The sequence below is a fragment of the Bartonella sp. AP88HLJMH genome (assembly GCF_042195605.1).
In the GTDB taxonomy this organism is placed as follows: domain Bacteria; phylum Pseudomonadota; class Alphaproteobacteria; order Rhizobiales; family Rhizobiaceae; genus Bartonella.
The window spans coordinates 1-26319 of sequence record NZ_JBHIOR010000017.1 but is presented as its reverse complement, the minus strand read 5'-3'; the positions used below and the strand labels follow the sequence as shown (position 1 = coordinate 26319).

The 26319-nt window shown below is 37.5% G+C and carries 20 protein-coding genes, 2 pseudogenes and 1 riboswitch; of the genes and pseudogenes, 14 read left to right on the top strand and 8 right to left on the bottom strand.

Translation table 11 applies throughout. The features are described from left to right. Positions 1 to 367 precede the first annotated feature (367 nt). Positions 368 to 1483: an alanine racemase gene (gene alr, locus ACFIMA_RS07785; RefSeq protein WP_375632524.1), complete on the top strand. Its 1116-nt coding sequence runs from the start codon at positions 368 to 370 to the stop codon at positions 1481 to 1483. A gap of 630 nt (positions 1484 to 2113) precedes the next feature. Here alr and ACFIMA_RS07780 read toward each other — a convergent pair. The 4 genes from ACFIMA_RS07780 to gcvT form a co-directional block, all read right to left on the bottom strand. Next, on the bottom strand, positions 2114 to 2290 hold the full coding sequence (locus tag ACFIMA_RS07780) for a hypothetical protein (protein ID WP_375641040.1): 177 nt from the start codon (positions 2288 to 2290) through the stop codon (positions 2114 to 2116). Between the two features lie 720 nt (positions 2291 to 3010). Then, positions 3011 to 5806: an aminomethyl-transferring glycine dehydrogenase gene (gene gcvP, locus ACFIMA_RS07775; RefSeq protein WP_375693300.1), complete on the bottom strand. Its 2796-nt coding sequence runs from the start codon at positions 5804 to 5806 to the stop codon at positions 3011 to 3013. A 5-nt stretch (positions 5807 to 5811) separates the two neighbouring features. Continuing rightward, positions 5812 to 6180: a glycine cleavage system protein GcvH gene (gene gcvH / locus ACFIMA_RS07770; RefSeq protein ID WP_375612294.1), complete on the bottom strand. Its 369-nt coding sequence runs from the start codon at positions 6178 to 6180 to the stop codon at positions 5812 to 5814. Positions 6181 to 6186: 6 nt separating this feature from the next. Then, positions 6187 to 7299: a glycine cleavage system aminomethyltransferase GcvT gene (gene gcvT, locus ACFIMA_RS07765; RefSeq protein ID WP_375613638.1), complete on the bottom strand. Its 1113-nt coding sequence runs from the start codon at positions 7297 to 7299 to the stop codon at positions 6187 to 6189. A 136-nt stretch (positions 7300 to 7435) separates the two neighbouring features. Beyond that, a riboswitch (glycine riboswitch) is annotated at positions 7436 to 7533 on the bottom strand. A 446-nt stretch (positions 7534 to 7979) separates the two neighbouring features. On the opposite strand from gcvT, the gene ACFIMA_RS07760 reads away from it, so the two are divergent. The 4 genes from ACFIMA_RS07760 (at position 7980) to ACFIMA_RS07745 (ending at position 12462) form a co-directional block, all read left to right on the top strand. Next, the gene (locus ACFIMA_RS07760; RefSeq protein ID WP_375610818.1) at positions 7980 to 8642 is read left to right on the top strand and encodes an LON peptidase substrate-binding domain-containing protein; all 663 of its coding nucleotides are present in this window, start codon (positions 7980 to 7982) and stop codon (positions 8640 to 8642) included. 13 nt (positions 8643 to 8655) lie between these two features. Beyond that, positions 8656 to 8862 (top strand): Trm112 family protein, encoded by a 207-nt coding sequence (locus ACFIMA_RS07755; protein ID WP_273791466.1) that lies wholly within the window; start codon positions 8656 to 8658, stop codon positions 8860 to 8862. Positions 8863 to 9784: 922 nt separating this feature from the next. Beyond that, entirely contained in the window at positions 9785 to 10165 is a 381-nt protein-coding gene (locus tag ACFIMA_RS07750; RefSeq protein ID WP_375653845.1) for a helix-turn-helix domain-containing protein, read from the top strand. A gap of 1265 nt (positions 10166 to 11430) precedes the next feature. Further along, entirely contained in the window at positions 11431 to 12462 is a 1032-nt protein-coding gene (locus ACFIMA_RS07745) for an aspartate-semialdehyde dehydrogenase (protein ID WP_375613639.1), read from the top strand. A 284-nt stretch (positions 12463 to 12746) separates the two neighbouring features. Here ACFIMA_RS07745 and ACFIMA_RS07740 read toward each other — a convergent pair whose 3' ends face one another. Next, positions 12747 to 13385, bottom strand: coding sequence for an SH3 domain-containing protein (locus tag ACFIMA_RS07740; RefSeq protein WP_375613640.1), 639 nt, complete (start codon positions 13383 to 13385; stop codon positions 12747 to 12749). Positions 13386 to 13889: 504 nt separating this feature from the next. Between ACFIMA_RS07740 and ACFIMA_RS07735 the strand changes: the two genes are divergently transcribed. The 4 genes and pseudogenes from ACFIMA_RS07735 to ACFIMA_RS07720 form a co-directional block, all read left to right on the top strand. Then, a complete protein-coding gene (locus ACFIMA_RS07735; RefSeq protein WP_375613641.1) occupies positions 13890 to 14708 on the top strand; it encodes a MetQ/NlpA family ABC transporter substrate-binding protein in 819 nt (272 codons plus the stop codon). 48 nt (positions 14709 to 14756) lie between these two features. Then, entirely contained in the window at positions 14757 to 15791 is a 1035-nt protein-coding gene (locus ACFIMA_RS07730; protein ID WP_375613642.1) for a methionine ABC transporter ATP-binding protein, read from the top strand. Then, a complete protein-coding gene (locus ACFIMA_RS07725; RefSeq protein ID WP_375609233.1) occupies positions 15784 to 16443 on the top strand; it encodes a methionine ABC transporter permease in 660 nt (219 codons plus the stop codon). Before ACFIMA_RS07730 ends, ACFIMA_RS07725 begins: the two co-directional genes overlap by 8 nt. A gap of 451 nt (positions 16444 to 16894) precedes the next feature. Next, a pseudogene (locus ACFIMA_RS07720) lies at positions 16895 to 17193 on the top strand (integrase); the annotation flags it as partial. 171 nt (positions 17194 to 17364) lie between these two features. Here the strand turns inward: ACFIMA_RS07720 and ACFIMA_RS07715 are convergent. Further along, complete coding sequence (locus tag ACFIMA_RS07715) at positions 17365 to 17844, bottom strand: MaoC family dehydratase (RefSeq protein WP_375612287.1); 480 nt, start codon at positions 17842 to 17844, stop codon at positions 17365 to 17367. 163 nt (positions 17845 to 18007) lie between these two features. Between ACFIMA_RS07715 and ACFIMA_RS07710 the strand changes: the two genes are divergently transcribed. Further along, positions 18008 to 19342 (top strand): NAD(P)H-dependent oxidoreductase, encoded by a 1335-nt coding sequence (locus ACFIMA_RS07710; protein WP_375641018.1) that lies wholly within the window; start codon positions 18008 to 18010, stop codon positions 19340 to 19342. Positions 19343 to 20152: 810 nt separating this feature from the next. Here the strand turns inward: ACFIMA_RS07710 and ACFIMA_RS07705 are convergent. Then, positions 20153 to 20509, bottom strand: a complete 357-nt coding sequence (locus ACFIMA_RS07705; protein ID WP_375612285.1) for a hypothetical protein — start codon at positions 20507 to 20509, stop codon at positions 20153 to 20155. 2302 nt (positions 20510 to 22811) lie between these two features. On the opposite strand from ACFIMA_RS07705, the gene ACFIMA_RS07700 reads away from it, so the two are divergent. From ACFIMA_RS07700 to ACFIMA_RS07690, 3 genes are read left to right on the top strand one after another with little or no spacing between them, the layout of a single operon-like run. Further along, entirely contained in the window at positions 22812 to 23555 is a 744-nt protein-coding gene (locus tag ACFIMA_RS07700; protein WP_375612284.1) for a creatininase family protein, read from the top strand. 21 nt (positions 23556 to 23576) lie between these two features. Continuing rightward, a complete protein-coding gene (locus tag ACFIMA_RS07695) occupies positions 23577 to 24605 on the top strand; it encodes a CobW family GTP-binding protein (protein WP_375647342.1) in 1029 nt (342 codons plus the stop codon). Between the two features lie 10 nt (positions 24606 to 24615). Then, positions 24616 to 25587, top strand: coding sequence for a WD40 repeat domain-containing protein (locus tag ACFIMA_RS07690; RefSeq protein ID WP_375638760.1), 972 nt, complete (start codon positions 24616 to 24618; stop codon positions 25585 to 25587). On the opposite strand, the gene ACFIMA_RS07685 is transcribed toward ACFIMA_RS07690, so the two are convergent. Beyond that, positions 25584 to 25730, bottom strand: a complete 147-nt coding sequence (locus ACFIMA_RS07685) for a hypothetical protein (protein WP_375693299.1) — start codon at positions 25728 to 25730, stop codon at positions 25584 to 25586. The genes ACFIMA_RS07690 and ACFIMA_RS07685 overlap by 4 nt on opposite strands. A gap of 388 nt (positions 25731 to 26118) precedes the next feature. Here ACFIMA_RS07685 and ACFIMA_RS07680 point away from each other — a divergent pair. Next, positions 26119 to 26319: pseudogene (locus ACFIMA_RS07680) on the top strand (hypothetical protein); the annotation flags it as partial.

Here is a 26319-nt window from a genome sequence, read left to right as displayed (position 1 = left end):
AATAAGAAGCCAATGCAATATTTAATCACAACAATCACACCAGCAATAACAGTCTAACATTGCACTCTTCAAAATGATACAATACAATAAACTATGTTTATTTTTTATATGCCTAAACGAGGGAAAATAAGTAAAAAAGTCTATGTTTTACAAATCATTAGAAGATACCATGTTGATAACAACACAAATAAAACTAAACTATCTCTTATATCCAGAGTACCATTTTACATAAAAAACGACTTTAATGGCAGCATAAGCTTCTTATGATTTTGACCATAGCAAATAGTGTCTTTCCCCTATATCGTAAAGAACCTCAATGAAACAACCAAAAAACTCCGTATTTCACGAACACAGATAAGCTTTTAAAATGAACAATTCCGTTAATGATGAAATAAATACATCACTCTATACAGCTGTCGCAACCATTGATGTCAGTGCCATTGTTGCCAATTATATCACTTTAGCCAAACGTGTAGCTCCAACACAATGTTCAGCAGTTGTAAAAGCAAATGCCTATGGATTAGGAGCTCACAAAATTGCTCCTGCCCTTTATCAAGCTGGTTGTCGCACTTTTTTTGTCGCCCAAATCAGAGAAGCACTCCAATTAAAAAGCATTTTACCATCAAATGTCACAATTGCCATTCTGAATGGACTTCCACACTTAGCAGAAGAGTTTGTCGCACAATCTGGTATTGTTCCTGTTCTAAACTCTTGGAATGCCATTGAAAATTGGCAAAAAATTTGTCAAAAAAAAGATAAAAAATTTCCAGCAATTGTTCAAATCGATACCCATATGAACCGATTAGGACTGGATCAAAAAGAATTACAAAAACTCATCAAACACCCTACAATTTTCGAAAAAGCAGAAATAAAATACATTCTTAGTCATCTTTCTAACGGAGAAGATGATACCCACCCATCAAATTATGCCCAATTGACTTCTTTCAAAACGATCCTTGCGCAATTGCCTGCTTGCAAAGTTTCCTTTGCCAATTCTGGAGGTATCTTTCTAGGATCAGATTTTTATTTTGATCTTGTTCGTCCAGGCATTGCACTTTACGGAGTTGATCCGCGGGGAAAACACCCATCACCTTTGAAACCTGTTTTAAAACTTGAAGCCCAAGTCATTCAAAGCCGCGTTGTTGATATAGGAGCACCTGTTGGTTATGCAGAAAGCTTTATAACCAACAGACCAAGCACTCTTGCAACCATTTCTATAGGCTACGCAGACGGCTGGCTCCGTACTCTTTCGAATAAAGGAACTGTTTATTTCAACGGGCACAAACTTCCCATGGTTGGGCGGGTTTCTATGGATTCCATTATTGTAGATACGACCGATCTTGAACAAAAACCTCAAACTGGTGACTGGGTAGAACTCATTGGTCCCCATCAAACACTTGAAAAAGTATCTATAGATGCCGATACCCTTCCCAATGAAATTCTAACATCTCTTGGCTCCCGCTATAAATACATTTACACATAAAAACTCTTTAAAAAAATAAATTGATAAAAATCATCATTTTAGAAAATTGAGGGGCTTTTACAAAAGATTTTACAACAATCAACCACATAGAATGGTCATAGATACCGTACATTCACAGAAATCTCAAAACAGACAAGTTGATGGACTGTTTTATGGAAGTAGCTTTCATCTAAAATACAAAAACTTAGCCTTTCCCCATAAATTGACAAAAAAGAATCTACTACACAGTTTTTAAAATTAATTTCCCAATTAAAATCATTCGTTTGCATACCACAAGCTGGACTATGTGTAGATAAAAATGATTTAAGAAAAGAATAATTCCTCTTATGAACCATAGTGCCAAGAGCTATAACATTAGGCGCTGGCAAAGTGTATGATAGTGCCGGCTTACTCCGTTATGAAGCGTAAAGATTGGGGGATCAATGGATTTACCCTTACACCATTCACAAGCGCCGTCGCGAAATGGGATTAGGAGCGAAATATCTCTTTAAAACAAACATGTGAATTAACAACCCAAGTATATTCTTTTTGGAGCGTTCTGTTTTACATGAGGATCATTCCCCCACTAAAGAACACAATAAATAAAAGTATGGAGCAATATGTAATCCCCATTATTAAAAAAATATTGCTTTAAATGCTTTTGAAAGCCGCAAAGCTGAATGAAGAGGAGATGACAAACTGAGGATTGATTTTCACCTTTACAGCTTTACATTTTCCAAAATGAGATTGTCTTCCAGTTTCAAAGGTTACGTCAACAGAAATACGCAATCCCCCGCCCTCATCAGACAGACAGCAGGAACTACTCATAAAGCTCTTTTTTTCTCAATCTCTGACTCAAAACATGTCGCTGCGTTAAGTTTGGATGTTGATTTACAGGTAACAGCGAAAGAACACGGGCTCTTAGGAAAACAGCGCCGTAAAGTCACAAACTGACTTGCAATGAAGTGGAAAGATGTGCCGGCTTTTTATAAGATACCTTGTAAAAAACAACCATAATACATTTGGCTTTGCGTTTGCTCATTCTGACAGGTGTTCTTACATATTTTTGCGTCATATTTATAAAAAGCAGATTAAAGAGAAATATTTAGACAATTCTTGACTCGAAAAGATGCAACAACAGAGTTTCGCGTGTCTTTATCATCAAAAACACTAAAATTGATTTTATTCTTCTACAACCAGTCGTCGTCACCTTAGTGAGAAGTAGTATGTCACAACACATGCAACAGACGGGATCCTATCCTCATAGGTTTTCACTCTCGTTTACATGAATTAACTGGCTAGACCGATGCCGACTAGTCACTAAAACCATGTCATACGGTAGAAGACAAAGGAGAGCATGCCTATTGCCGACAAAACACAGCTTTTTGTCGACTTTTTCGATTTTGCTCATGTTATAAAAAACAATGCAAAATTCTAGAAAATAGACAAATAATTCCATAGTAACATGATCAACAAGTACAAACCCACACAAAATGTGTGGGCTTTTTTTGTTTATGCAAATAAACAAATTAAATATATATTTTTTATTTAATAGGTGTTTCCCAATGGCGGGCACGAACAAATGAGCATTCTGTCTCCCGCAACATTATCAATACGCGATACAGGAGGCCAATATTTATTGGCTGGATCAAGAGAACTGTTGGGAAAAGCAGCTTCTTGTCGCGAATAGGGTCGCACCCAAGCATCATCTAAAGTATCCGCCACTGTATGAGGGGCATTCACCAATGGATTATTGTCTTTTGGCCAAACCCCATTCCCAACTTTTTTTGCTTCTTCAGCAATAGAGAGTAAAGCATCACAAAAACGATCAATCTCTGCTTTTGGTTCAGATTCCGTTGGCTCAATCATCAAAGTTCCCGGAACAGGGAACGACATCGTAGGCGCATGGAATCCATAATCAATGAGACGTTTTGCAATATCATCAACACTCACCCCATACTGCTCTTTCAACACGCGTGTATCCACAATACATTCGTGCGCAACACGTCCATGCTTGCCCCGATAAAGAATGGAATAAGCGGCTGAAAGACGTGCAGCAATATAATTGGCATTTAAAATGGCTATTTGTGTTGCATATTTTAAGCCATCAGCCCCCATCATTCGAATATACATCCATGTAATCGCAAGAATAGACGCACTTCCATAAGGAGCAGCCGAAACCGCATGCGTTGTCCCATCTTGTTCATGACCTGGTACGAATGGTTTGAGATGCGCAGAAACTCCAATTGGTCCCATACCAGGACCACCACCACCATGAGGAATAGCAAATGTTTTATGAAGATTCATATGACAAACATCAGCGCCAATATCCGCAGGACGAGCAAGCCCCACAAGGGCATTGAGATTAGCACCATCAAAATAAACTTGTCCGCCATTTTCATGAATAATAGAACAAATTTCCTTAATGCTTTCCTCGTAAACACCATGGGTTGAAGGATAAGTAATCATGAGAGCGGCCAATTTATCTTTATGCAATTGCGCTTTCATCTTGAGATCGTCTACATCAACATCACCATCGCTTAAACATTTTACCACAACGACTTCCATCCCTGCCATATGGGCCGAGGCTGGATTGGTACCATGCGCAGATGCAGGAATAAGACAAACTGTACGTTGATGTTCTCCCCGTGATTGGTAATATCGTCGGATAGCCAAAAGACCAGCATATTCCCCTTGAGCACCAGAATTTGGCTGAAAAGAAACTTGCGCAAATCCTGTAATTTCACACAACCACGCATTTAACTGGTTGATCATCTCCAAATAACCCGCTGCATCCTCTTGTAAAACAAAGGGGTGTATATTGGCCATGCTCGCCCAGCTCACAGGCATCAATTCAGCAGCTGCATTAAGCTTCATTGTACAAGAACCAAGAGGGATCATAGCGCGATCCAGCGCCAAATCCTTATCCGCTAAACGACGCAAAAAGCGCATCATATCTGTCTCTGAATGAACCGCATGAAAAAAAGGCTGAGAAAGAAAAGCAGCATCCCGTTTTTTTCCAAAGAGTCGTGGAGAAACCTTATCAACGAGTTGTGCCCCCAAAAGCTGCGCTAAAGCACCAGCATCTTCTTCTGTTGATAATTCATCAAAATTGATTGCAATAGTGTCATCATCGAGAACACGAATAAGGCGCCCACCTATTTTGGCTTGATGCGCAATTTCTCGCGCTTTTCCCTTAACAGAAATACTCACACAATCAAAAAAGCTTTTCCCTTCAACATGAACCCCTGCGGCTTCTAAACCAGCAACAAAACGACATGTTAAATGATGAATTCGCTGCGCAATTTCTTGTAAGCCTTTTGGCCCATGCCAAACAGCATAAGCGGTTGCCATATTAGCCAACAAAGCCTGCGCTGTACAAATATTTGACGTCGCTTTATCGCGCCGAATATGTTGTTCACGTGTTTGCAAAGCTAAACGAAAACCAACGCGTCCTTTGGTATCCACAGATTGACCAACAATACGCCCTGGAATAAGACGCGTTAACGCATCACTCACGGCAAGGTAACCAGCATGTGGACCACCAAATCCCATCGGAACGCCATAACGCTGCATAGTGCCAACAACGATATCTGCCCCCCATTGAGCAGGTGGCTCCTGAAGAGTAAGCGCTAAAGGATCAGCTACAACGATAACTAAAGCTCCCTTTTCCTTTGCCTCTTTTATGATCTCACTGTAATCATGAAAAGAGCCTTTTGTATCTGGCCAAGACAAAACAATTGCCGCTGTATCAGGATCAATTTCGCCATTTTGGCTAATCTGAATCCCTTGTGTTTCAGCACGCGTTTGCGCAACACTCAAAGTCTGAGGATGGAAAAGACTCTGAAGAGAAATTTTTGTTTTTTTCTCACGGAAAAAGCGAACAGCAAGGGCATTGGCTTCAGCTAAAGCAGTTGCTTCATCAAGAAGGGAAGCAGCAGAAACAGGCAAACCTGTTAGTTCACTAACCAATGTCTGAAAATAAAATAAAAGCTCTAAACGACCTTGGCTAATTTCTGCTTGATAAGGCGTATAAGCAGTATACCAAGCAGGATTTTCAAACAGATTTCGTAAAATAACCGGAGGCACATAAGTTCCATGATATCCTTGCCCAATAAAACTTTTGTGCACATGGTTACGCTCCATCATCTTGGAGAGTTCTTCCAAGGCTTGTCCTTCACTAGCAGCCTCTGGAAGATTCAGTGAACGTCCCAAATGGATAGAGTGTGGAACAGCTTGAGAAATAAGTGTCTCAACACAATCAAGCTCTAAAACATCAAGCATTTTTTGTGTTTCATCAGGACGCAGCCCAATATGTCGAGAAGAAAAAGAACGCTCGATCATGGTACTCATCCAATCAAAGCCTTATAAGCATCTTTATCTAACAACCCCTCCAGTTGTGTCTCATCCTGCAATGTCATTTTCCATAACCAGCCTTCTGTTTCGGGTTTCTGGTTTACCAGTTCAGGATTATCAGCCAAGGCTTCATTTATTTCGACCACTTCACCATCAAGAGGAGCATAAACATCTGAAGCCGCCTTCACTGATTCCACAACAGCCGCCGCCTCTCCTTTGGAAAGTTTTGTTCCACTTTGTGGTAAATCAACAAAAACCAAATCCCCTAATTGCTCTTGCGCATAATGCGTAACCCCAACAGTCACCACCTGCCCTTCAACGCTAAGCCATTCATGGTCATGTGTAAAATAAGTTTTAGACATAAAAAATCATCCTTTAAAATAACGTTGTTCAACAAAGGGAAGAGAATGAACTGATAATACAATCTTTTTGCCTCGCAGTTCTGTAAAGACTTGTGTCCCTTCAACTTTAAAATCAACAGGAACGTAACCCATCGCGACAGGACCATCAAAAGAAGGACCAAAACCACCTGATGTTACAATGCCAATCTCATTACCTTGATCATCAAGAAGCACCGCACCGGCACGAATAGGTTGACGCGTTTGCGGTTTTAATCCAACACGACAACGAGCCGGTCCTTTTTGCAGTGCTTCAAGAAAAGCCTTCGCACCATAAAATTGTGCTTTTTCTCGAACACTTTTAGGAACAGCCCATATTAGAGCCGCATCAATAGGTGTCGTATCAGGGGTAATATCATTTCCATGCAAACACAGCCCCGCTTCCAACCGCAAGCTATCGCGTGCGGCAAGCCCAATCCACTCAACACGAGAATCACTCAGCAATTTTTCAGCCAACATATGCGCATGCCCTATAGGCAAAGCAATTTCAAAACCATCCTCTCCCGTATAACCAGAACGCGTTATAAACCAATCCTGTTGTGGTTCGAATCCTTGCATAAAGAACAATTCATTCCCTGGTAAATCGGCATCAGCAAGAACAGCGGCCGCTTCAGGACCTTGAAGCGCAAGCAATACCCTTTCAAGGGCAATCACTTGACATTCAAAATCAACCGCACGCTTTTCCAATTCTAAAAAATCAGCCTGTGCATTCCCAGCATTGGCGACCAACATAAAACGACCCTCTTCCAAACGGGTAATAATAAGATCATCAAGAATACCAGCCTGCTCATTAAGCAAATAATTATACCGTGAATGCCCAATCTTTAAAGCTGCTGCATCAATGGGAAAAGCATAGGACAAAAATTCCACAGCTTGTGCCCCTTCAACCGCAATCAATTTCATATGAGAAATATCAAAAAGTCCTGCATGTGCACGCGTATGAAGATGCTCTTTTAAAACGCCAAGAGGATAAGTTAAAGGCATGTTCCAACCCGCAAAAGCACCAAATTTTGCTCCTGCTTTTTCATGCAAATCATATAAAGGAAGTGTTTTTAAAAAAGATGTTTCTTGTGCTGTGCCCATAATAACTCCAAAGCTGCGCTAACGCCCATAGAATATGGTCGTCTCTGCCCCCTCTGTCATCAACCTGAGAGACTCGCGAAAAGATTTTTCGCTTACACCTTCGGCGCGGGTTCTCCCGACTTTCCAGATCTGCCTTCTTCCTTTTACGGTCCTTAAAGCCTGAGAGATTATGGGCTATTTCCCCTTCGGCGGCAATGCGAAAATTTGCAATTTGCACTCTCCCGCAAAAGAATGAAAGAAACGATAACGCTCTTTCCAGCATATTTAAACCTATAGCCTATCTTCATCACACTGTCATTAGTAAAGTGATGAAAATGTTCTCATTTTAAAACTTGCATAAGCTCCTTCAAAAGATTTATAATAGTGTCCTTTTGAACCTTACAAAAATTGCAAGCAACACATTTTAGGAAATTTAAGACAAAAATCAAAAGCTATAAACAAAAACACCTCTTGAAAATCATGCAAAACGTCACACACTAAAAAGATCGCAAAGCAATACTCTTTCGCGCGCAGTTCAACCTTAAAAATAGGGTTTCATATTCTTTTTGAGAATAAGGACTTCAAATATTTTATAAGTATGATTTTAATGCACAAGAAGTAGGTTTTCTGCTTTCTCAATAGTGTCATAAATAGCGACTATTTACAGACTAAAACTACCGAACAAAGGTGACAAAATACTCATGAAAGCTGGTAATATCTCTTACAATTGCGAAAATGATCTTCCAAAGCAAATTGCTCTTTTTCCTTTAGAAGGTGCACTCTTACTACCCGGTGGTTTTTTATCACTCAATATTTTTGAACCAGAATCACTTGAAATGATTGAAAATGTTATGGTAACTGATCGTCTATTGGGCATTATTCAACCACTTTCATCGGATACAGATCGCTTCTCTACACAACTTTATAAAACAGGCTGTATAGGGCGTATTACAAACTACAGTGAAACAGGAAACGGACAACTGTTCATTATCTTACAAGGTGTTTGCCGCTTCACTTTAGAACAAGAATTGAAAAACACAAAATCCTATCGAACAGCTCTCATCCAATCAAACATAAAAGACTTGCAAGAATTTGATATTGAAGAAAGCATTAACCGAGAGAACTTACTCGACGTTGTAGAAAAATATCTAACCATACATGAAATGGAATATAATTGGAGCAGCATCATAGAAGCCCCTACACCTATATTGGTTAATGCTTTTTCAGCTCTTATCCCCTTTACACCAGCAGAAAAACAAGCTCTCCTTGAAGCTCCAGATATTGAAAGCCGTGCCCAAACTCTTCTTGCATTAACAGAACGCTCGCTCATGAAACAAACAGGAACAGATTACCGCTTAAACTAATGAATGTCCAAACATGAAAAAAATGACCACAGATCCAAAAATGCTCGAATTGCTCGTCTGCCCAATGACGAAAGGTACTCTCTCTTTCAACCGAAAAACACAAGAGCTCATTTCTCTCAAAGCCAAACTTGCCTACCCTATTCGTGATGGCGTTCCCATTATGCTTGCCTCAGAAGCGCGCCCTTTGCAAAACAATGAAGAAATAACGCATAAAAAATAAAAAACCCTCATGCAATTTTCCTCTACAAGCCCACTGTTATCAAGTCTCTATCAATATGATATCTCAATATTTACGATTTCTGAAAAAAGAATTTTACAATAAAGATATTTATATCGCTTTACACCTTGTAACAAAAGCCAAAAATATCATCAGATTCTCTCATTCCAGCCTGTTCATACTGAAGCAATCAAAACCATTCGCTTGCACCACACAAGCATCTGAATAAAAATGGCTCTTATGAACTTCTTAAAAGCAAGAATTATAATAACATTTTGAACCAACTCAGGTAAATGAAATTTATTATATTAAACATAAAGATTGTTATATTTCATGGACTTTAATTTATACTATTTACGAACAACATATTTGAGATACCTCGATTTAAGATGAATAAAAACGACAAGTTATATCATCTTATGTATACCATATCGGGACAAGAGTATTTATCTGTTTGCGTAATCTTTGAAACGGAGAAGCAACCTAATTTGGGGGAAAAAACATAAAATCGTAAAGGAGAAAATCACCCCATTACCTTACCATCACCCTTTAATTTCGCTTTACAATTTTTAAAAGTATCTAAAGTATCTCAAGCAATATTTTTTATGTATAATATACGCATTAATTACATGAAAACTTGAAAAAACAAACAAGAAACACTGTTGTAATTTCAATTGACGATTGAAAGTAATTGCCTTATGAAGAAGGCTTGTGTTTTTGGTCGTATACGCGACGATCAATAGGGCCTGGAAGCCCGAAACCGAGCATAAAGATTAGCCCGCTTTTGCGGATATCCCGGAATTTCCGGGGGCTCTTGTTATGTCCAAGTGCTTTCAGCACTAAAAGCAAGGGGCTGACTCGGTTTCAGCACTTCCAGACCCCGGAATACTAATGCGAGGGCGCTCGCAACCGGTGGGGACATCAAGTGAAAGCCAAAAATCTACATTTTTACGATATTTCTTTAGGCAAAAAAATTCGCTTCAGAAGAAACGTCATGGGGTTTTCTCAAAAACAATTAGGAAGTCATTTAGGCGTAACATTCCAACAAATCCAAAAGTATGAAAAAGGCTTAAATCGCGTAAGTGCAAGACGTTTACAGGAAATTGCTCATATATTAGATGTTCCCGTTTCCTTCTTTTATGCTGATAGCGCAAAAAAAGAAGAGAACCTCTATCATTGTGATGACAGAATAGCAAGCAAAGCAGAATATTTACTTTTGAAAAATTTCAGAATACTGACCCGCAAAAAACAAAGAGCAATTTTGCAGTTGATTTCTGATGAAAAAAATAACCCCTTATTTTCATAAATTCATTGCAAGGATAATCAAAGTCCTTAATAATATTGACAAGAATTGTGACTGTCTCCCCACACTGCATGAGAATGAAAATGCTTAATCTAATCTGATTTGTAAATAATCCGAATTCTAACGAGTTTAACTTAGAAATAGCACGTTGATTTATAATGATAATCTAACGTTATTGATATTGAATAAGTGTTTCGAATATCGTAAAATTCTTTCATTTCAAACGTGTTCTATATTGAATCAATCAAAATCTCTTGTTTGCACAACACAAGCAAAGTTGGCGTGTAAGTAAAAATGTACAAAAAGGCATACCTCTTATTGAATCGTCTCACATACCAAGAGCTGTAACGACATTGTGTGCTGAAAAAATGGATGATGGTGCTAACTTGCTCTTTTATTAAACGTAAATATGGGAGTGTTCAACGGCTGACTTTCCACTCATATAAGTCACTTAAAAAAGGCTTGCCAAACAAGCCTAAGAATATTCCCACACACTAAAAAACACTTAAATATATCGAGAAAGCTTAAAGATCTTATACCATCATACTCCAAATAATGATATTTTATAGCATAACAGGATTAAAGTAAAAATAAGAAATATAAATTAAAAATAGACACGAAAAACTATATGTATAACTTTCATAAGAATTTATCTATATATGGATACTTAAGTTTATCCTGTTGTGCCATAAATTCTATCATTTAAGGTATGAGGATATGAAGCACGCATACCTCCTTGAAACATTCAAATGTTTTTTAGATGCCCAATATCTTTTTAAATATTTTTAGGCCTGCTTGTTAAGCCTTTAGTTTAAGTGAAAAATGGGAAGCCGCTAGAATCTAGCTGTTTACAGACTGTAATAGGAAGCTTCGCTTTTAAAGCGCATAGGGAGAAAATCAAATAATTCAACAATTAACAGATAAAGTATAAAAAGATTCCACCAACGCGATACGTAATACCATCTTTAAAAAATTCAAAAGTGTGAAGGTACACATTGACAGAAGATAAGGAATTCACTTAATTAAAGTGTTTTCTAAAGAGATAATAGCTTAGCGTAAAATATTCAATTTTTTCAATTCTGAAAGATTAAAAGAGACGTATCATTTGAAATAAAACAATTTATTGTGCTAACGATGATGATTGGTGTGCACAAAATTGAGTTGTTGAAAATCAAAAATATAATTTAATGATGTTCCTTGACCAACTCACTCTCTCCTGAGTATAGCACGGGGAATAAACGTGGAGAGACATGAGGAGTATATAGAAAATGAGTTATAAAGTTGCAATTGTCGGCGCAACCGGAAATGTTGGTCGTGAAATGCTTACAATTTTAGAAGAACGTGGTTTTCCTGCGCATGAAATTGTCCCTCTAGCATCACGACGCTCATTAGGACAAGAAGTTTCTTATGGAGATAAAACTTTAAAAGTAAAAGCACTGGATACTTACGATTTTTCTGACACAGATTTTTGTCTTATGTCTGCGGGAGGGAGCATTTCCAAAGAATACGCCCCTAAAATTGCTGCTGCCGGCTGTGTCGTCATCGATAATTCCTCCACGTGGCGCTATGATGCCAATGTTCCGTTGATAGTCCCTGAAGTCAATGGCGAAGCTATAAATGCCTTTTCTAAGCGTAATATTATAGCAAATCCTAATTGTTCAACAATTCAACTGGTCTTAGCTTTAAAACCTCTCCATGATGCTGCAATCATTAAACGTGTTGTTGTCTCTACATATCAGTCTGTTTCTGGAGCTGGTAAAGAAGGAATGGACGAACTTTTCGAACAATCACGTGCAGTTTTTGTTGCAGACCCAATTACATCAAAAAAATTCACTAAACGCATTGCCTTTAATGTCATTCCTCATATCGATGTTTTCATGGAAGATGGTTATACAAAAGAAGAATGGAAAATGACGGTTGAGACGAAGAAAATTCTCGATCCGAAAATTAAATTAACAGCCACTGCTGTTCGGGTCCCTGTCTTTATCGGTCATGCCGAAGCCGTCCATGTTGAATTTGAAAAACCACTAAGCGCATCTGAAGCACAAGCGCTCCTCCGCGATGCACCAGGCTGTCAGCTTATCGATAAACACGAAGATGGTGGTTATACCACACCTTATGAAGGTACCGGAGAAGATGATACCTTTATTAGCCGTGTTCGTGAAGATATCACCGTTGAAAATGGTTTAGCTTTCTGGGTTGTCGCCGATAATTTAAGAAAAGGAGCAGCATTGAATGCCGTTCAAATTGCTGAATTGCTCATTTCTCGTAATTTGATAAAGCCTAAGTCCGCAAATTAACGCCCTGTCCGAAAGGACAAAGAACCCCTAGCCGGTCTGTCAAAAGTCCGGCTTCTCTTCAGTATAACCTTCCCCAGCTTAAGGTTCATATCACCATCCTAAAGAACTGTAATCCAAGGTATTGTCAAATTTGACTCGGAATATCCTTGAATGCCTCGCCACCTTAAGTTAAGCATTGCCGCCTTAATGACATTTTACGGTACAATAGGATCAGCAGCATAAGCATTGTTTGCTTCATGCTGCTGATCCTTTTTGTCATTCCGGTTGTAAAATTAACTTTACCCTTATCGAGCAGGATAGGTCACGACACGGTAACGCGTTTCATTACGTTCAAAATTTTTGTAATTGACATTATCAGGAAAGGAGGGATTATAAGCACTCACGTGCTTTACAGAAACGCCTTGTGCTTTTTGCGACGGATTTAAAATTGTTCGTTCATCCCTTTTTTTAACACCTGTAGAATCGATAATCATATCTGTTCTGTATAGTTTTTGCATATTTTTCCGTGTTTTTTGAATCGCCGGAAGAGCTTTAAAGTCGGAAACAGCCTGTTTTACTTTTTCTTTTGGCGATTTTACCATGGATTTTGATTTTGCTGGCATCTTTTTAAAAGCAATGGTAGGAACACCGTTAACATTGACGTAACGTGCAGATGCCCAACCAACTTTTCCATGATAACCAAGAGAACACCAAGTTTTATTGGATAGGCAGCCATAAATTTGCACTTTTGCTCCCATTGGAACCATTGCGATAACTTTATAAGCTGTCGCAGGGCCTGTGCGTAAAGATACCTGACCTGATGCAACACGAGCAACTGTTCCTGTAATGGTTCCAGCTTGTGCGTGAAAAGCAGTCACAGCCACCCCTGACGCTCCTAAAGCCCATAAAGTCATCATTGTTGATAAAAATTTCTTTCTTAACATTATTTTTCTTCCTCTCTTAAAACGTATGAAGGGCAAAAATTCGCCGTTGCAAAAATTTGCCGCGTTTAAATCCAATGATCAGCAACCTTTATTCCCCCCCAAAACCCACAACATTGCAACAAAATTTCTCTTTATCGCCTACACGAACACGGCCTTTTGATCTTGATTGCACAGTATGTTCTTCATGAATTTACGGCTAAAGCATCATCTGATTGTCCGGTTCTTCAACCAATTGTCCCTTACAGAAGTTTTTAAAGGGGCATTGGTTCCCTCAACAAATGATTGCAATAAAAGAATTAATTATTTGAATTTCAGAGAATTTCTATGAACAAATGATGATCAGCCCCCAAAACAACTAAAATAGAAGGAAAAATAATACTCTTTTAAAAATAAAAGTGATTGAATATTCTCTAAAGCTTGTATAACTTTAAATCTGCCTAAAAAAATACAGAGTATATTGAAACTTCCCTCAAAAAATTTCTCGAAAAAGAAAGTTAAAAGCATATGACATTAAAAAATTTTTCTCGTAGTCGGATTATAGGATTATTCCTCTCTCTCTTTGCACTTTTTTTGTCTACTGCTTTTTCCATGGCCGCAGACAAAACAAAGATCAAACTTGGTATTATGGAAGGGCGGGATGCGATTATTTGGAAAACAGCTGCTGAACAGGCTAAAAAAGCCGGTTTAGATATTGAACTCGTTTATTTTTCTGATTACGCTTTGCCTAATGATGCTGTTAACGCAGGAGAGATCGATGCGAATGCTTTTCAGCACGCCCCTTATCTTAATGAACAAATGAAACAACGTGGCTATAAACTTTCAATTGTCGGCTATACATTTATTGCTCCAATCGGTGTTTACTCACACAAAATAAAAGACTTAAAAGATCTTCGTGATGGTGCACATGTTGGTATTCCGAACGACCCATCTAATGGTGGAAGAGCCTTACTTCTTCTTAATTCTTTAGGTCTCATTAAGTTAAAAGATCCTCATAATATTCTTGCATCTCCACTTGATATTATCGAAAATCCTAAAAACCTGCAAATTCGTGAGCTCGATGCCGGTATGTTAGGACGAGCTATTGACGATTTTGACCTTGCAATTATAAACACAAACTGGGCTATTGTTTCCGGATTAAACTTCGAAAAAGATGTAGTCGCATGGGAGAGCGCAAAAAATAATCCTTATGATAATATCATCGTTGTACGCACGAGCGAAAAAGATGAACCATGGGTTAAAAAATTAGTTGCCGCTTACAACAACGATCTTATCCGTGCAAAAATCAAAGAGATTTTTGGCAATACCGCCCAAACATCTTGGTAATTGTGCCAAATATCTGAATAACTGTGCCAAATATCCGAGTAATTGTGAATGGAAAAACCTACTCTTATCTCCTTAAAAAACATCAGCCGTTGTTTTAACAAAACGGCTGGTGTTCCGGTGATTAATAATCTCTCTTTAAATATCCATGCTGGTGAAATCCTTGGCATTATTGGGCGCAGTGGAGCAGGAAAATCAACACTTATTCGCTGTTTAAATGGGTTAGAGAAGATTGATGCAGGGTCCATTTTTTTTGAAGATGTTGATATTTCTAATCTATCAGAGATAGAATGGGCGCCTTACCGTCAACGAATTGGGATGATTTTTCAACATTTCAATCTTCTCTCATCGCAGAATATTCTTGATAACATTGCATTGCCACTTAAATTAAGTGGTGTAAGTAAGAAACAACGCCACAAACGTGCCCTTGAACTGATTGAATTGGTTGGGTTATCTGGGAAAGAATATTGCTATCCGGCACAATTGTCTGGGGGACAAAAACAACGCGTTGGCATTGCTCGTGCGCTCGCTGCTAATCCTAAAATATTGTTATCAGATGAAGCCACTTCTGCTCTTGACCCTGAAACAACACAATCTATTCTAGAGCTCCTTGCTGATATTAATAAACACCTCAATCTCACGATTGTGCTCATCACCCATGAAATGGAAGTTGTGCGCACCATAGCGCATCGCGTTGTTGTTCTTAATCAGGGGAACATTGTAGAAGAAGGACGTGTGAAAGACATCTTTACATCACCGCAAGACGATACAACCATAGCCATGCTCAAGCTTGTAACCCCGCAACTTCCTGAAAAATTTGCGAAAAATCTCAAACCAATCGGACGAGAAGCTGTCATTGAAATTAATATTGCCGGTGAAATTGCCCAGCAGCCTTTTCTTCATCTTCTAGAAAATGAGAGTGGTTTAAAAGCACGTATTTTGCATGGTGGCATTGATACAGTTCAAGATGAAACCATCGGGAGACTCTTCTTGGCTCTTCCTGGAGAAGATAAAGAAGCTTTAGAAAAAGCTGTTCAATGGTTAACGAAAAAAGGACGATATTGTGAGGTCTTAGGCTATGTTTAATGTTCTGTCTCATGAACTTCCCCAAGCTGTTATTGATACAATATTGATGACACTTAGTGCTTCTGTTATGGCATTTATTATAGGGCTTCCCCTTGGTCTTCTTCTTCACACAACAGCACGCGGGGGGATTTTTTCCTCATCTCTCATCAATCGCCCTTTAAGCATGATCATTGACAGTATTCGTGCCATTCCCTTTATTATTCTTGCATTTTATCTTCTTCCCGTTACACGTATCGTTGTAGGAAGAGGGATAGGAATGCCTGCTGTAATTTTTATACTGACCATTTCAGCTATCCCTTTTTATGCACGCATGGCGGAACTCTCTTTTAAAACCGTTGAAAACGGTCTCATTGAAGCGATCCGCTCTATGGGGGCAAGTCGTCTTCAAATTATCAGACATGTCCTTATTCCTGAAGCTCTCCCTAGCCTGATTACAGGTTTTACAGTCATGGTCATTTCTCTTATAGGAGCCACCTCACTTGCTGGATATCTTGGTGGAGGAGGTTTAGGGGATATGGCAATCCGCTATGGCTACCAACGCTACAATACCTTCATCATGACCATCGTCATCATCCTTTTGATCGTGCTTAATATTACAACCCAATGGACTTCTGATAAAATCGTACAAAAACTTGATAAAACAAAACATTAAAAGACTTAGAATTTCACATGCCAATACCATCATCCCCTTTGCCACTTTCCAAGTGCACCAACCCTTGCCTATCGAAAACACTCATAAGAGATTAGAAACTTTTTTCTTAAACAGTTTTTATCTCTCCCCATCCGTTTGTAACATGAAAGAAAATAGTTTTAATGGCTTTAATATAAAAGAATATAAAAGGGGATAAAATAAGAGATCTCACAGTATGTGAGACTCTCTTTAAATTAAGACATTGGTCACGACCTTTCCCAACCTTAGATAACACATTGAATTTATAATGATAATATGGCGTTATTCATATTGAATGAGAACTCTGAATACCGTAAGATCCTCTCATTCCCAATTTGTTCCATATAGAATCAACCAAAACCTCTCGCTTACACGTTACAAGCAGGAAGAGCCGTGTGAGTAAAAACATACAAGAAAGGAAGGCATGCCTCTTATGAATTATCTCAAGCGCCAAGACCTGTCTTAACATTGGCGGCTAGCATATAATATGATGGTGCCAGCTTTCTTCTTCACAAGCATAAAGATAGGGGTGCTCAATGGCTTTATCGTTATACTATTCACAGGCGCCATTGCGAAATGGGCGTGACAAACGTTGAGAGATGTTGCTTTAAAATAAGCCCGTGAATTGGCAACGCAAGTATATTCCATTTGAAGCGTTCTGTTTTACGTGATGGGTATGATCCCATTAAAGAACGCTATAAACAAAAGCGTGAAGCAATGCACTATCTACATTAAGAAACTCCTCTTCAAAACGATCTAGGAAAGATAGCAACCTGCTATGGCTATCAACGCTATGATAGCTCCACCATATCTATTATCCTATAGATTATTCTCAATATCATCATTGAAGAAACTTCTAATAGAATTGTATAAAAATTTTATAAAATAAAGCACTCAAATAATCTAGATATTGGAAGGTTTTTCTTCCACAACAGCAACAATAAGCCATTGAGCTGTAAGAGCTGGTTTTTTTAACTTTTCAATTTCCACCGTAACCCCATAATGGAAAACCACTCGACCAGAAGGACGAATTTCTGCGTCGTCTAACACAAAACGCGCACGTATCCGTACCCCTGTTTTCACAGGACTCATGAAGCGTACTTTATCGAAACCATAATTAATCCCCATTGTGCTCCCTTCCAACTCTGGAAGAGCTTCATAAGCGAGCGTAGACAAAAGCGATAATGTTAAAAAACCATGAGCAATCGTGCCGCCAAAAGGTGTCTTTTTAGCCTTTTCCTCATCAACGTGTATCCATTGATGATCATCTGTAGCACATGCAAACTGATTAATCATATCCTGTGTAACAAGACGCCACTCCGATAATCCCACTTCTTTCCCAATAAAACTGGTGACATCTTGTACTGTTATTTTTTGCTGCATAACGCTATTCCTATTTTATTTGATAAAAGAAACCACCCCTCTTGCTTTTATAAAATCCATTGATTAGAGCATCAAGAATAAAAGATTAATTGTCTTAAAAACAAATGCACCTTATGAATGAGAAAAGTTCTTTAGCAGAATAGTTTTCAAATAGGAAAAAAGAATGGCAAGCAATGTGAACCTAACAGGTTTAGCGCATGATTTGAAACAACGTGCAGAAAAGCACCCCCCCATCCGTATTGGACTGATTGGTTGTGGTGAAATGGGCACAGATTTATTATCAAGTATTGCGCATATGGATGGTATAACAGTCGCTGCTGTAGCCACGAGGACACCGTCACGTATTTTTGATGCCGCTACACTAGCCTATGGCGAAGGTGGACATGTCTGTGAAGTTGAAAATACTTATGCTCTCACCCAAAGTATTGAAAAAAATTTAATTGCAGCAACAGATGATATTAACCTTGTTTTGCGCCATGAACAAATTGATATTATCGTTGATGCAACAGGCTATCCCGAAGCAGGAGCAGAGATTGGTATCAAAGCGCTTGAGAATAACAAACATCTTGTCATGATGAATGTTGAAGCAGATGTTACAATTGGCGCTTATCTCAAACATGAAGCAGAAAAACGAGGGCTCATTTATACACTTGGTGCCGGCGATGAACCTACTTCTTGTATGGAACTCATAGAATTTGTTTCAGCCCTTGGACATAAGATTGTTGCAGCGGGTAAAGGAAAAAATAATCCTCTGCGCTTTGATGCTACACCTGACGCTTACGAAGAAGAAGCATTCCGGCGTAATATGAATGTGCGCATGTTGGTTGAATTTATTGATGGTTCCAAAACGATGGTTGAAATGGCAGCCATTGCCAATGCCACCGGCCTTCTCCCCGATTGTCCAGGAATGCATGGACCACGAGCAGCGCTACAAGATTTAAACAAAGTGCTTATTCCAAAACAAGATGGAGGCATTTTACAACAATATGGTGTTGTAGATTATTCAATAGGTCAAGGTGTTTCACCTGGTGTCTTTGTCATTGCCGAAATAGCACACCCACGTTTACGCGAACGTATGGAAGATTTAAAAATTGGCCAGGGACCTTACTTCACCTTTCATCGCCCCTATCATTTAACAGCAATGGAAGTTCCCCTCACCTGCGCACGTATTATGCTTTATGGCAAAAAAGATATGGTCCCTCTTAGCCATCCCGTAGTAGAAGTCTGTGCTGTTGCTAAAAAAGATTTACATCCAGGTGATCAGCTAGACTTTATCGGTCTTTATACTTATCGTGCTTGGATAATGAACATTTCAGAAGCACGCGCTCACCACGCCATTCCTTGTGGTCTTTTAGAAAAAGCAACAGTAACAGCTGCAATTAAAAAAAACGAACTCATTACAGTACATAATACTGCTATTCGTGAAGATCAATGGATTGCACGTCTTCGTGCTAAACAAGACCTTTTACTTCATTGCCCTTCTTCCACTAAGCTATAAATACTCCTGAATTACCTTACTTAACAGTATCCTTCCCTTAGGCAACAGAATAACCCAGAATACACTTCTATCGCAAATACAGGTTTATGTTTTAATAAAAGCATTTTCCAACGATGCACATCACCACTTCCCTCTCACAATATGTCCCGTAAATGCGACAATATAAACCACTCCATGAGATGACATAAGATTCATTGTGTATCACTATCTTTACTCTATGAAGATACAAACCAGCACCATCATTTATTTTCCAATACTACAACAGTCCTTGAACCTTAGAGATAATTAATGAGAAGAATTTTTAGTCTTTTTTTTAATAATTTTATCCATACACGAACGCAACTTGTTATACGTAAAAAATACTTCTGATGGATTTAACATAAACAAATTTAAAATGATAAATAATAATTTCTCATTTTTCTTATTGCATGAGAGCCATGGATATAGGGATATTTTTTATTTTATCCCCTTATGAAAGATAAAAAAATTTAAAAAGGATAAAATATACCTTTGATGAATAATCTTCATATGAGAAAAGGTAGACAATATTAAAAGACTGATAAAGATAGTAAGTATACTAGCCTTATTACTAGAAAATAATCATAAACTGTAAAAAAAAATCAGGTTACGCTAATTTGTAAAAAAAAACATAAATGTAGGATCTTGAACTTTAATAATGTTAATAAAAGCTACATTTAGTATTAAGATTAGTGATTTTATTATCTAGTATAGTATAAATAATAAAATATTTATTTTTTAAAAATAATGAAGTGAACAAAAAAATCCTCGACTCTGTCGATGAGCTTCCTACTAAAGTGTACTAAATATTGCAAAAAGAGTTACAACAGTACCTAATACATCCCCAATACATAAAGAAGCAAGAAGTGATAAAATACTTATTCCCCCCCAAAAGGCTGAACCTGAAAAGGCAGCAGCTTTTTCAGGTTTCCCTAACGCAATAACATCTTGTTCCTCAACGCCTTGAATAACAACTCTATCCACAGCTTTAATAGCTACATTTTTTTCTAGTGTAGGAATAGTAATTGCCATTCTCTCTTGAACTTTATTTTTTACAAAACTTGCATTTCCCTCTATAGTTTGTATAAAAAAAAGAATAAATAGTGTAAAAGTAAATGAACATACACGATTTTTAAATATTTTAAACATAGCTTTCTTTGCTCCTCTTTTTCTTCACTGAAAAAATGAAAGAATATTCACATATATAAAAACCAAAAGTTATATTTAATCATTTATATAATTGCACATAATAAAATATTATATGTAATTTTGTTATTATAATATAACACATTGTGTATTACATGTAAATATAAAAAACAATAAATGATAAAAATAATTTATTCCTTTTACGCCATAATAACTCAAGATACCAACAGTAATATTTTGTCATTTTTATTGCTATAATTAAAAATAATAATAATTTATTAAATTTCTTATTATAAGAAATATTACGAAACAAATTCATTTAAAAAATTATATAATAGAGCTTTTATAAATAATTTAAAATGTAATTAATTTTAAAGAACTATAAAATTTAAAAATGCCAGTATAATGATATATTATTGTCTATTATTTCAATAAATATAAAAATGAAATAGCACTTAATGGATTTTTATTATATCACTCATCAGTAATATTGAAAAATAAAATTGGTATCAAATAAAAACTTGATCTAAAACAAATCTATCCTAATAAAACAACTTTAAATAGTGTACTATTTTTCTATAAAACAGGTATAAAGTGTAAAAAAACAATTAAGATCTCTATCTTCAAATGGAAGAGACGTTAATAAAATGATTCTCAACTTTTACTGATATATAAAAAGAAAAAATACTGCATAGCATCTTAAAAAAGGTAATTCAGCCCCCTTTATCCCATACAGCATAAAGAACACAAAATATTGACTTTCAAACCTAATAAAACAAACGCATAAAATAAGTAAATCTATCAGATTTACAAAAAAATTATAAGCAATACTAGAACACCAACAAACTACCTAAAACCAGATAAAAAGAGAGTCATGAAAAATGAGATGATCCCCAAAATACTGAAAAAACTTTCTTTCTTAATTTTCATAAAAGTTATTCCATATTTTTCGTCAATATTGTAGATCACAACCATATTTATATTTTAAGTAATTATATTTACTCTATATTAGTAACAAATAATTCTCTTTGAACGAAATTTTTAGCAATATTCACATAACTGTCTTCAATTTGTGCAAAATAAATAATAAAGAATTAATCAAATTCTTGAAAGAAAAGGAATAGAGAAACTTACTAAAAAATTGCATTTTTAAAATACCAACTTAAGTAAGCACATTGAAAAAATAACGCCATGAAAACTGATATTGAATGATAAATTCATCAACCGATCACTTTAATCGCAAAATATTAATCTATAATAATAATTTATTGTTTTGCCTGTTGAATGAGAAAGCTGACGATTATAAAACTCTCTTATATTTTAACTCTGTTTATATTGAATCAATCAAAATTCTTCACTTGCAAATCACAAACGAGATCGGTGTGTGTGTAAACACACTTGAAGAAAGGAAAATATCACTTATGAGGTATCATAACTATCAAGCGCTGTTAACACAGTATTGAAAACTGGCAAAGTGAATGATGGTGTCCCTTTTTACTTTAAAAGTGTAAATATGGTGGAACACAATAGATTTTATATTATAAGGCTTTACCCTTATACCATTCACAAGCTGCGTCGTGAAATGGGCTTTGGTGTACTAAATGTTTCTTTAAAACAAAAGCGTCAATGTGCAACACAATGGCGTTCTGTTTATCATGTATCCAATGGTGTTTCTTGTATCCAACGGTGTTTCTTACTGAATCATCTTATAAACTGCTCTATGAGATTACAAATTCATCTTACGTGAATTCTTCCCTTTATATTTATTTTTTCTCATGAACACTAAAATCTGTTAAGACACTATCCAAAATAAAATCAATCAACAAACATTTCTATTCTTTTGTAATATACAGATACTTGAATTAAGAATTTAGAACACCTGATTGCAACTAAAGTCTGTACTATCGCAATAATAGAAATACTTTGATTATCATCGCTCCATAATAAAAGAAGAATATGTAACTTACAGGAAAAATTACATTTTCAATAAATAATGAAAAATATTTTTCATTATTTGATGTATAAGTATTTAATATGTATGAATATTTACTTATTAAAAATGAGAATATGAATCAGAAATACTTACAAAAGATAATTATCTTGAGAAATATTGCCTCATATTACAGAAAAGTTGCGTTGGCTTTGCTCAATAAAAGCTTCTCTATTTTTAACAAAGCTCTCATTTTTATGCATCCATATGTGATGTAAAAAGACGCCTATTTGCGTTTCTCTTATAGATAGATTAAATAGTGACAGCACCTTCGATCACTTTGTCTCTTTTGACTTCTCTTTTGGGCATTAATTTATGGTATCTAACCCACCTTTTCTCGCTCTTTTACCTTTGGGTGCACATGAATATCACGGAGAGCACCTTCCTTTCGAAACCGACTGGATTATTGCTGAAGCTTTTGCAAAAGCCCTCACTTTACAAACAAAAGAGCAGTTTCATATCGCACTTTTACCGGTTGAAAAGATTGGCTATTCTATAGAACATATGGATGTTACAGGCACGCAAACCCTTACCTTTTCTGATGCGATTAAGCGATGGATAAAGATTGGTGAAAACTGTTATCACAAAGGGATCAACCGTCTTCTTCTTCTCAATGCTCACGGAGGAAATTCACCTTTAATGAGCATCGTTATCACCGAATTACGAAGGCGCCTTTCGATGCTCGCTGTAGCAACAAGCTGGAGCCGTTTTGGTTTACCACAAGGTCTCATGGAGCCATCTCAACAACATCTTGATATCCATGGAGGCTTTATCGAAACCTCTCTCATGCTCTATTTAGCACCAGAAAAAGTCCATATGGAAAAGGCAGAAAATTTTCATAATAAACAAGCGGATATGATTGCCAATTATCGGTATTTACGTGCTTATGGTCCTCATGCCTTTGGTTGGACAATGAAAGATCTAAATACGCAAGGTGCGGCAGGAAATGCAAGCAAAGCAACACCACAAGCCGGTGAAGCAATCTTTTCTCATGTTCTGTCTCAGCTTCGTGATTTACTTGATGATATCAATCGATTTAACATAAACACATGGCAATAAAGAACAATAAAAGGTCTCTCCATGGAAATGATACACCCCAAAAAACTTCCCGTTACGGTTCTCACAGGCTATCTTGGTGCTGGAAAAACCACCCTTCTCAACCGCATTCTCAGTGAAAATCATGGCAAACGTTATGCCGTCATTGTCAATGAATTTGGTGAAATTGGTATTGATAATGACCTGATTATTGAATCAGACGAAGAAATTTATGAAATGAATAATGGCTGTGTTTGCTGCACCGTACGTGGTGATCTCATTCGCATTTTAGAAAGTCTGATGCAACGTTCTCATCGATTTGATGCGATCATTATAGAAACGACAGGGCTTGCTGATCCCGTTCCCGTAGCACAGACCTTTTTCATGGATGATACTATCCATGAAAAAACAGCTCTCGACAGTGTCATAGCAGTCGTTGATGCAAAGCATTTTCCCTCTCAATTAAAAACAAGTCGTGAAGCTGAAGACCAAATTGCTTTCGCGGATATTATTCTTTTAAATAAGATTGATCTTGTCACCCAACAAGAACGCAGCCATGCTGAATCCCTTATTCTGGCCATTAATCCTCGCGCTATACTCTATACAACACAGCGCACCAATATCCCTCTTGAGACACTCCTTAATCGTGGTTTTTTTGATCTCCAACAGACTCTCGATCATGAACCTCATTTTCTCGATCACGAACATACACACCAACATGCCAACCATGTGTGCGGTCCCGATTGTCATCATGACCATCATCACGCATCCACCATTCATGATATTACCATCACTTCTGTAAGTTTAAAAACAGATGCTCTGCAACCAGAAAAGTTTTTCCCTTGGATCCAGCAGGTTACACAGCAACAAGGACCTGATATCTTGCGTCTTAAAGGCATTATCGCCTTTCAAGGAGACGATGATCGTTACGTCATTCAAGGGATACATATGCTTCTTGAAGGACAACATCAACGCCCATGGCGTGAAGATGAAAAACGAGAAAGCCGCCTTGTCTTTATAGGACGCTCTCTTGATGCTGAAAAATTAAAAACTGGTTTTGAAAATTGCGCATAAGTGAGTGATAATGCCAAACATTACCCATTATGATCTCAAAAGTTACTGCCTTTCCTGCGGTTTTATAGGCAATAAACCAGCCTTTGTTTCCGTAGAAGGTTTCATTGTTTTTTTTAATCCAACCCCACAAATCGTTGAAGTTCACCAAGGAATAATTTCAAGCCATTTTTCCCATGACAATACCGCGATCATCACCGGTGGAGAAGATGGAAAAGTCTGTCAAACAACCGCAGCAGATCACACGGAAGTGTTAAGCCAAAAAGAACGCAAATGGATAAACAACGTTGCTTTTGGTCCACAAAAAGCTTTTGCTTTTTCCTCCTCACGCCTCGCATTTGCGCATATTGGAAAAGAACGACAAGAGCTCACACATGAACGCAGTGTAGAAGGCCTTGCTTTTGCCCCAAAAGGTTTGCGACTTGCCGTTGCCCATTACAATGGTGTGACTCTTCATTGGTTATCAACGCAAATATCTCCCACCACATTAGTATGGAAAGGAGCTCATTGTGGTGTCACCTTTTCACCAGACAACCGCTATGTCATTTCCACCATGCAAGAAAACGCCTTACACGGTTGGCGTCTCACTGATAATCAACATTTACGGATGAGTGGCTACCCAAGCAAAGTCAAAAGCTGGTCTTGGAGCGCAAAAGGAAAATGGCTAGCAACATCAGGTGCCTCTGCCGCAATTGTTTGGCCCTTTCATACAAAAGATGGCCCCATGGGAAAAACACCTCTAGAACTAGGCACACGAGCAAATGCGCTTGTTAGCACCGTTTCATGCCACCCAAACAAAGAAATTGTAGCAATAGGCTTCAATGATGGAATGATTTTAGCGGCACAATTCCATGATGGAAAAGAAGTCCTTCTAAAAGGTTATGGGAAAAGTGCTATCTCAGCACTTAACTGGGATCAAGCAGGGCAAAACCTCTCCTTCGGTAGCGAAAATGGTGAATGTGGTATAATCAATATCACTGATTAAATTACACCAACAAACGCAATCATCGCCGATAAAAAATGCCCACACAATACTCCAGAAATCTTATCCCCTTGCATCTCCAGAGCTCTCAGAAATTCTATCTCCCTAATCTCCCCCCCAAAATCTCCTAAAATCTTCGTAATCATTAAATCTTCCCTCTTCCTTTTCTCCCCCTTTAGACAAGAAAATACCTTAAACATGTTTTTTGACCTTTTAACATTGCTACCCCCATACAAGAATAAAAACATCACCCTCAAGACCGCCCCCCCATCTCCTTATAAACATCTATATAGGCTACATACTTCCACAAAAGCATTTTTCTTAAAAATTCGGCAAAAAATAGCTGATATCATCATTGAAACAACAATTTATTCTTACGATCAGAAGAAGGGAATTCAACACTATTTTCCTAAATAAAAAATTTTTTGATTTCCCCCTCTAAAGAGCAAAGTTTCCTACGAGCAGCCTTCCACACTTTAGTTTCTTGCCTAGAAAATTCTATCTAATAATCATTTCATGGAACTTCTATTACCGCCCTCTGTTCCGGTATCACCTTCATCTCCGGATTCTGTTCCTTCTGCTTCTTTCCCATGTTAAACCAAAGCCTTCTGGGTCTTCTGACCCTTTGGATTCCTCGTCTAATCTCCAAATTAGAGCGGTTGTTCCACAGGTTCCAACTTATCTTCTTTTGCCAAATGCCTTATTTCATGCTGGTTTAGTGGATATGACCACGCA